Source organism: Desulfolutivibrio sp., assembly GCF_036584575.1.
In the GTDB taxonomy this organism is placed as follows: Bacteria; Desulfobacterota; Desulfovibrionia; order Desulfovibrionales; family Desulfovibrionaceae; genus Desulfolutivibrio.
In genome coordinates, this window is record NZ_JAZHDB010000025.1 from 24618 (window position 1) to 32031 (window position 7414).

4 protein-coding genes and 1 pseudogene are annotated in these 7414 nt (G+C 63.8%); 1 reads left to right on the forward strand and 4 read right to left on the reverse strand.

Translation table 11 applies throughout. From position 1 onward, the window contains the following. Positions 1-27 precede the first annotated feature (27 nt). The 4 genes and pseudogenes from mutS to V3572_RS02005 all read right to left on the reverse strand — a co-directional run. Positions 28-2916: pseudogene (gene mutS / locus V3572_RS01990) on the reverse strand (DNA mismatch repair protein MutS); the annotation flags it as partial. Between the two features lie 108 nt (positions 2917-3024). Continuing rightward, positions 3025-3480 (reverse strand): LapA family protein, encoded by a 456-nt coding sequence (locus V3572_RS01995; protein ID WP_332109295.1) that lies wholly within the window; start codon positions 3478-3480, stop codon positions 3025-3027. An 84-nt stretch (positions 3481-3564) separates the two neighbouring features. Further along, positions 3565-4044, reverse strand: coding sequence for an HIT family protein (locus tag V3572_RS02000; RefSeq protein ID WP_332109297.1), 480 nt, complete (start codon positions 4042-4044; stop codon positions 3565-3567). A gap of 210 nt (positions 4045-4254) precedes the next feature. Further along, positions 4255-5478 (reverse strand): M24 family metallopeptidase, encoded by a 1224-nt coding sequence (locus tag V3572_RS02005; protein WP_332109296.1) that lies wholly within the window; start codon positions 5476-5478, stop codon positions 4255-4257. Positions 5479-5673: 195 nt separating this feature from the next. Here V3572_RS02005 and V3572_RS02010 point away from each other — a divergent pair. Further along, positions 5674-7414: BMP family ABC transporter substrate-binding protein (locus V3572_RS02010; protein ID WP_442877348.1), on the forward strand; the 1741-nt coding region annotated here is incomplete at its 3' end.

Genomic DNA, 7414 nt, shown 5'->3' on the forward strand with positions numbered 1-7414 from the left:
CGCGTCTCCTTATTACGATGCGTTTTCCCCGCCGTAGCGTGATTTGAAATCCCCGAGCATCCGCAAGGCCTCAAGCGGCGTGATGCGGTCCACGTCCAGGGCCGCCAGTTCCAGGGACAGGGGGTGGGCCGCACAGGGCAGGCACGGTTCCCCCGTGGTTTCGGGGTTGGCGAAGATCCCGGGCAGGGCCGACTGTCCGGCGGTTTTCGGGCCATGACCGGCCCGCTCCCCGGCGGCGGCGTCGCGGGTCTTCTCCAGCTCTTGCAAGATCTCCCCGGCCCGGCGCACCACGGCCCGGGGCACCCCGGCCAGCCGGGCCACCTCGATGCCGTAGCTGCGATCCGCCGGGCCCGGCACCAGGCGGCGCAAAAAGATGATATCCCCGCGCCACTGCTTGATGGCGATATTGTAGTTGCGCACTCCGGGGAGCACGCCTTCCAGGCGGGTGAGTTCGTGGTAATGGGTGGCGAACAGGGTGCGCACCCCGCCCTCCTCGCGGTCGGCCAGGGCTTCGGCCACGGCCCAGGCCAGGGCCAGCCCGTCGAAGGTGCTGGTGCCGCGCCCGATCTCGTCCAGAACCACCAGGGACCGCTTCCCGGCCTGGCGCAGGATGCGGGCCGTCTCGCTCATCTCCACCATGAACGTGCTCTGGCCCATGGCCAGATTGTCCGAGGCCCCCACCCGGCAAAACACCCGGTCCACCAGCCCCACCCGGGCCGACGCGGCGGGCACGAAGGAGCCGATCTGGGCCAGGACGGCGATGATGGCCGTCTGCCTGAGCACCGTGGATTTCCCGGCCATGTTCGGGCCGGTAATGAGCAGCACCCGGCGGTCGTCGTCGAGCGTCAGGTCGTTTGGGATGTAGTCGCCCCCGGCGACGGCCTCCACCACGGGATGGCGTCCGGCCCGGATCTCCATGGCCAGGCCCTCGTGGATCTGCGGCCGGGTCCACTCCCAGCGCACGGCGGCCTCGGCCAACCCCTGCCAGACGTCGATGCGGGCCACCACCCCGGCCATGGCCGACAGGCGCCGCCGACAGGCGGCCACGGTCTCCCGCACGTCCTTGAACAGGTTGTATTCCAGGGCCTTGCGCCTCTCCCCGGCCTCCATGAGCCGCTCTTCCAGCTCCTTCAAGCGGGGGGTCACGTAGCGTTCCCGGTCGGCCAGGGTCTGACGGCGCTCGAAGTGCTCGGGCACGTAGCCGCCGGACTTGGTCAGCTCAAAATAATAGCCGAAGACCCGGTTGAACCCGAGTTTCAAGCGCGGCAGATTCGAGGCCTGCTGCTCTTCGGCCAAAAGCTCCTTGAGCCTGCCCTCGCCGTGCTCGGTCAGCTCCATCAGTTCGTCGAGTTCGGGATGATACCCCGGCAGAAACAGCCCGCCCTCGGTGACCAGGGGCGGCGGCGCATCGACAAAGGCCCGGGTCAGGAGATCACGGATGTCGGCCAGATCGTCCCACTGGGCCAGGACCGCCGCAAGCCCGGCCGAGGCGCCGGGGGGTGGCGCAACCGGCGGGATCGGCGTGAGGGGCGAGTCCGGCGAGTCCGGCAAGTCCGGCGAGTCTGGGCCATCGCGCCTCCCCGGGGCCGAATCCAGGTCCGAGATGTCGCTTGGAATGTCACTTGAAACGTCGTTATAAACGTCGCCAGATATGCTACTAGATTCGTCGCTAGATACGCCGCCAGCCGAGGCGGGCTCTGGATTTTCGCCATCCGCACGGCGAACGTCCGAGGCTGGCGTCCCCCCGGGTACGGCCTGAAGGGCCGCCCACAGCGCCGCAAGCCCCACGAGGCTTTGCCGCAGGGCCACAAAGTCCTTGGGGGCGCAGCGGTTGAGAAAAATGCGCGCCGCCAGCCGCTCCAGATCGTAGACCGAATCCAGGGCGCACCGCACCGCCTGGCGCAACGCCCCGTCCGTGACGAAAAGGTTGACCGCCTCCTGGGTGGCCAGGATGGGGGCAGGCTCCAGCCAGGGCTGGCGCAGCATGGACTCCAGCAACCGGCCGCCCATGGGGGTGATGGTCCGGTCCAGGACGTGGACCAGGGTTCCGGGGCCCTTTTTGCCGTCCAGACGGCGGAAGATCTCCAGGTTGCGCTCGGTGACCTCGTCGATGAGCATGTGCTTCGAAAGATTGACCGGCCGAAACGGGGACAGATGGGTGATGTCCTGCTTCTGGGTCTGGATGAGATAGCTTAAAATCGCACCCATGGCCCGCACCAGGGGCGGCTTGTCGGCCACGTCCAAGACGGCGAGGTCGGCCACGCCCTGGGCGTCCAGGATGCGCTGGGTGGCCGGGGCCAGATCGAAATGAGGCCGGGCCGGGTAGCGGCTGATCTGGAGTCCCGCCGCCGCCACCTGGCGCGGAGGCTCGAACCCGTCGGGCAAAAGCAGCTCCCGGGGGGCCATCTTGATGGCCCACTGCCACAGCCGGGCCTGATCCCGGGAAAAAAGCCCCGACCATTCCCCGGTGGAGAAGTCCGCCCAGGCCAGCCCCCCGGCCTTTTCCCGCTCGTCCCAGAAAAGCGCCGCCAGATAGTTGTGTTCCTTGGCCCGAAGGCTTGCGTCCTCAACGGTGGTGCCCGGGGTCAACACCCGGGTCACGGCCCGCTTGACCAGCCCCTTGGCCAGTTTGGGATCCTCGATCTGGTCGCAGACAGCCACCTTGAAGCCCCTCTCCAAAAGCTGGCTCAGGTAGCCGTCGGCGGCATGATGCGGCACCCCGGCCATGGGCACGGGAGAGGCGGCCCCGGGGTTGCGCGAGGTCAGGGTGATCTGGAGTTCCCGGGACGCCGTGACGGCGTCCTCGAAGAAAAGCTCGTAGAAATCCCCCATGCGGTAAAAAAGGAGCGTATCCGGATATTCGGACTTCACCCGGAGGTACTGCTCCAGCATGGGAGTAAGTTTGACGCCGTTCATGCCGGGGGCGTTCACCTCGTGGCGCGTCCGTCGGAGGGAAGCCCCCCGCATCGGGAGCACATCGGGAAGGCCGCTCTTGCAGCGGACCAGGACCAGGCGGCCACGACCCTACTTCTCTTCCGCTTTGTCCCTGGACGATTCCGCCGCGTCATCGGACGCCTCGGACACCTCGCCGGACGTGGCCTCGAAGGACTCCTGCCCCGGGGTCGAGGTCGTCTCGTAGGTCGCGGGAGAATACGGGGAAGCGGTTCCCGTGGACAATCCGGAATAACTCTTGGAGGCCGCCAGCTCTTTTTCCAGGGAGGCGACGCGGGCGGCCTGGGTCTTGATCACCCCGGCCATGCGCACCTTTTCCAGCACGAAATAGCACAGGCTAAAGACCCCGCCCACCACAAAGGACAGAAGCAGCACCACGTAAAACGGAACCTCGGGCGAGGTGAACGACAGGGAGAAGACATCCATCTTGAGCAAAAGCGGCGTGGACAGGATGGCCGTGTTCTGCACGAAAAAGATCATGCAGAAAAAGAAAAAGAGAATAAGCAAAAGCACCTTCAGAACACGCATGGTCTTTTCCTCCCTGGTTTGAGCAACCGGCGCCGCCGTCGGCCGCTGGAAAGAGTCCTTCGAAAAACGAGACGTTCCCCGTCGTCAGCAGGCCGCATCGCCGCGATGGGGATAGTCCGCAAACAGGGGCTTGATCCGGTCGTAGGTGGTCAAAAGCAGTTCCGGCGCCACCCGGGTTTCGCTGAAAACCGCCATGAACGACGAATCCCCGTTCCAGCGGGGCACCATCTGGAAATGCAGATGGGCCGCGATGCCCGACCCGGCGGCCTCGCCGATGTTTAAGCCGATATTGACGCCCTGGGGGTTGAAGGCCTTTTTCATGGCCGCCGTGCAAAAGGCCAGTCCATTCGACACCTCGAACATCTCCTCCGGCGTCAGTTCGGTCAGGCAACTGGTGTGCCGGTAGGGAGTGACCATGAGATGCCCGCTGTTGTAGGGGAATTTGTTCATGATCACGAAGGTGTGCGGTCCCCTGGCCAGAACCAGGCGCTGCCTGTCCTGGCCCGTGTCCTTGGGAATGCAGAAAACGCAGTCGTCGGCCTTGGGGCCAAGGATGTACTCCATGCGCCAGGGAGCCCACAAAACTTCATTTTTCACGGGTGCGCCTTTCTTCGTGATTTTTCGTCGGCCCGCGCCGCGTACGGGGGGCAGGCCGGAAACAGCCCGCGCCAGCCGCATGGCGACATGCGGGCAGTGCGGAAACGTACACGCCTAAGGCCCCAAGGGCAAGAACCCGGCCACACGGCCCCGGGCCGCCCGGGCCGCTTTCGCCGCCTACGGCACGCACAGCATGTCGTAGCGCGTCCCCGTCAGGCACACGCCTCCGGACGCCGTGACCTCGAAGGTGTTCTCCACCCCCACCATGCCCACCCCGGGGATGCCGTGCTTGGGCTCAAGCGCCAGGGTCATGCCCTCCCGAAGCGGCTCGTCGAATCCCTTGGCGATCACCGGCCAGCCGTCGATGGCCAGCCCGATGCCGTGCCCTAAAAAGTTCACCTTGTTGCCGCCAAGCCCCATGAACCCCTCCTGCAGGCCCGCCTTTTTGGCCATGTCCATGGCCATGGCGTACAGTTCCGACGGGATGCCGCCGGGCCTCAGGCCCTCGGCCAAACGGGCCTGGACCTCGATGCAGAAGTCATGCGCCTTTCGGACCACATCCGGGATGCCCGAGGCCGGTCCCGCCCAGTACACCTGGGTCTTGTCCGTATGGTAGCCTTCGAGCACGAACCCGATGTCCATGGTCAGGGGTTCCCCAGGCCTCCAGACATGCCCCGCGCACCCCATGAGCGCCTGGGCCGGGTGTTCGCCGCGAAGCCCCACCGGGCCGTTGAAGACGCTCGGATAGTTGCCCGAATCCCCGGCCGCCACATGTCCCAAAAAAATCTCCTCGCCGTGGGCGTTCATGCGCATATGCCCCATGTGCCCCAGGGAAAAAAAGGCCTCCCAGGCCTTGTGGGCGGTCTCGCGCTCGGTCATGCCCGGATGCAGCATGGTCGGCAGAAGCTCCTGCAGGGCCTTGTCGTGCCGGGCTCCGCACAGGCGCATCTTGCGCAGCTCCCAGTCGGATTTGACGGCCATGGCCTTGGCCAGGGCCGCATCCCCGGGCACGAAACGCACGTCTTTCACCCGCGCCCGCAAAAGGTCCGAAAGCGCCCAAGTCAACCCGGACATCTCGGCGGCCACAACCGGGGAGAACGGACTTCCGGCCTCGGCCAGAAGGCCCGGCAGATCGGCATAGGACCGGAACGGAAACATGGCCGCCAGGGGCGATTCCAGCCTGGCCCGCTCGATGCCCTTGCGGCATAAAAAGACCGGTTCGCCCGACTGCGGCAGCCACAATACGCCGTTGCCCCAGGTTCCCGTCAGATAATATATCCCCAGGCGCGAAAACACCGCCAGCCCACCCGCCTCGGGCGCGACCTCGGTCAGGCGCTGTCGGCAGGCCGCATGCCGCATGGTCATTTCCGAAACCGGCAACCGTTCCAAGGCCTCAAACATCCCTGCCCCCTTGTCGCTGTTCAATCGGTGCAAAACGGCCTATAAGGCCTTCCCCGCCGGACGTTCCGGCCAACGCGGCGAACTGCCGCCGAATGACTCTGCCCGTGACGTACCGCCATGCCAAAAAACGCCTCGCTTCCGGCCCTTGCGGCCCTGACCCTGGCCACCATCCTGTGGGCCGGGTCGTTTATCGCCATGAAACTGGCCATGGGCGCTTTTGCGCCCCTGCTCGTGGTCTTCGGGCGCATGGCCCTGGCGGCGGCGGTCTTTTTACCGCTTCTGCCGCGTATGGGCGGGTTCGCCCATGTCCGCCGGGACATAAGGCCCATCCTTTTCATGGCCCTGTGCGAACCCTGCCTCTACTTCCTCTTCGAGGCCAACGCCCTGCGCTTCACCCAGGTCTCCCAGGCAGGCATGGTCACCTCCATGCTGCCGCTCATGGTGGCCGCCGCCGCCGCCCTCGTGCTCAAGGAACGCCTCACCCGGCGCACCCTTTTCGGCCTCATCCTGGCCGTCTCCGGGGTTTTGGTCTTAAGCGCCATGGGAACCGCCGCCGAATCGGCCCCGGCCCCGGCCCTGGGCAATTTCCTGGAATTTTTGGCCATGTGCTGCGCCGTGGGCTACATCATCACCTTAAAAAAGCTTTCCGCGCGCCACAAGCCGCTTTTTCTCACGGCCGTGCAATCCTTTGTGGGCACGATTTTTTTCACCCCGACGCTCTTTTTCATCCCCCTGCCCCAGCACTACCCGCTGATTCCCACCCTGGCCGTCATCTTTCTCGGGCTCGGGGTCACCTTCGTGGCCTACGGACTCTACAACTACGGCGTCAGCCAGATACCGGCCGCCAAGGCCTCGGTATTTATAAACCTCATCCCCGTGTTCACCCTGCTTTTTTCCTGGCTGGTCCTTGGCGAACGCCTGACCCCCGTCCAGTACGCCGCCGCAGGCATCGTACTGGCCGGGGTCTTTCTGACCACGTCCGTCGGGGAGAGGCCAAGCCCCCTCCCCGAACCCCTTCCCCGACCGGGGGGAATCATTCCCCCCGGACCCCCTGACTCCGGGCGTTTTGCCCGGCGCTTGGCGCCTGGCAAAACGCCCGGAAAGCCAGATGGTTCGGAGAACGTGATGGCTCCCGCATGCGGACGCGAAGCGCGTAAAAAGTTTTTGGAGGAGGGTCCAGGGAGGAACCTTTTTTCAGCTTTTGCACAAGGATCAAAAGAAGCTGCAAGTACTTCAGGACCACTTAAGGTTGGGGTAGTATATCTCAGCCCTCCTGGAGACATGGGCTACACGTACATGCACGACCAGGGCACAATCGCAGCTGAAAAGCATTTTGGTGACAAGATTCAAGTTATCAGAATGGAAAGCATCCCCGAGAACGAGGACAGCGAAAGAGCCATGGAAAGTCTTGTTGATGAAGGCTGCAAAATCATCTTCGCAAACTCCTACAACTACCAGCAGTACATGCTCAACGTTGCAAAGTCACACCCAGACGTATATTTCGAACATTGCTCTGGATATCTTTCCAATGACAACATGTCCAACTATTTTGGAAGAATGTATCAGATGCGTTATCTCTCCGGCATGATTGCAGGAAAGATGTCCACCTCTGGAAAACTCGGTTTTGTTGGCGCTTACAACACTCCTGAAGTTGTCCGTGGCATCAACGCCTTTGCTCTTGGCGCCAGAGCCGTAAATCCAAAAGCTACCGTAACTGTAGTTTGGACTAACACTTGGTATGACCCTTCCTTGGAACGTCAGGGTGCTGTTGCCCTGCTTGACCAGGGTTGTGATGTCATTGCCCAGCATCAGGACACCACCGAACCTGCCAAGGCAGCTTTGGAACGTGGCAAGTATGCTGTTGGATACAATGCCGACTTCAGAAACATGATTGGTGATGACCGCATCCTCGTTTCCCCCATGTGGAACTGGGGCA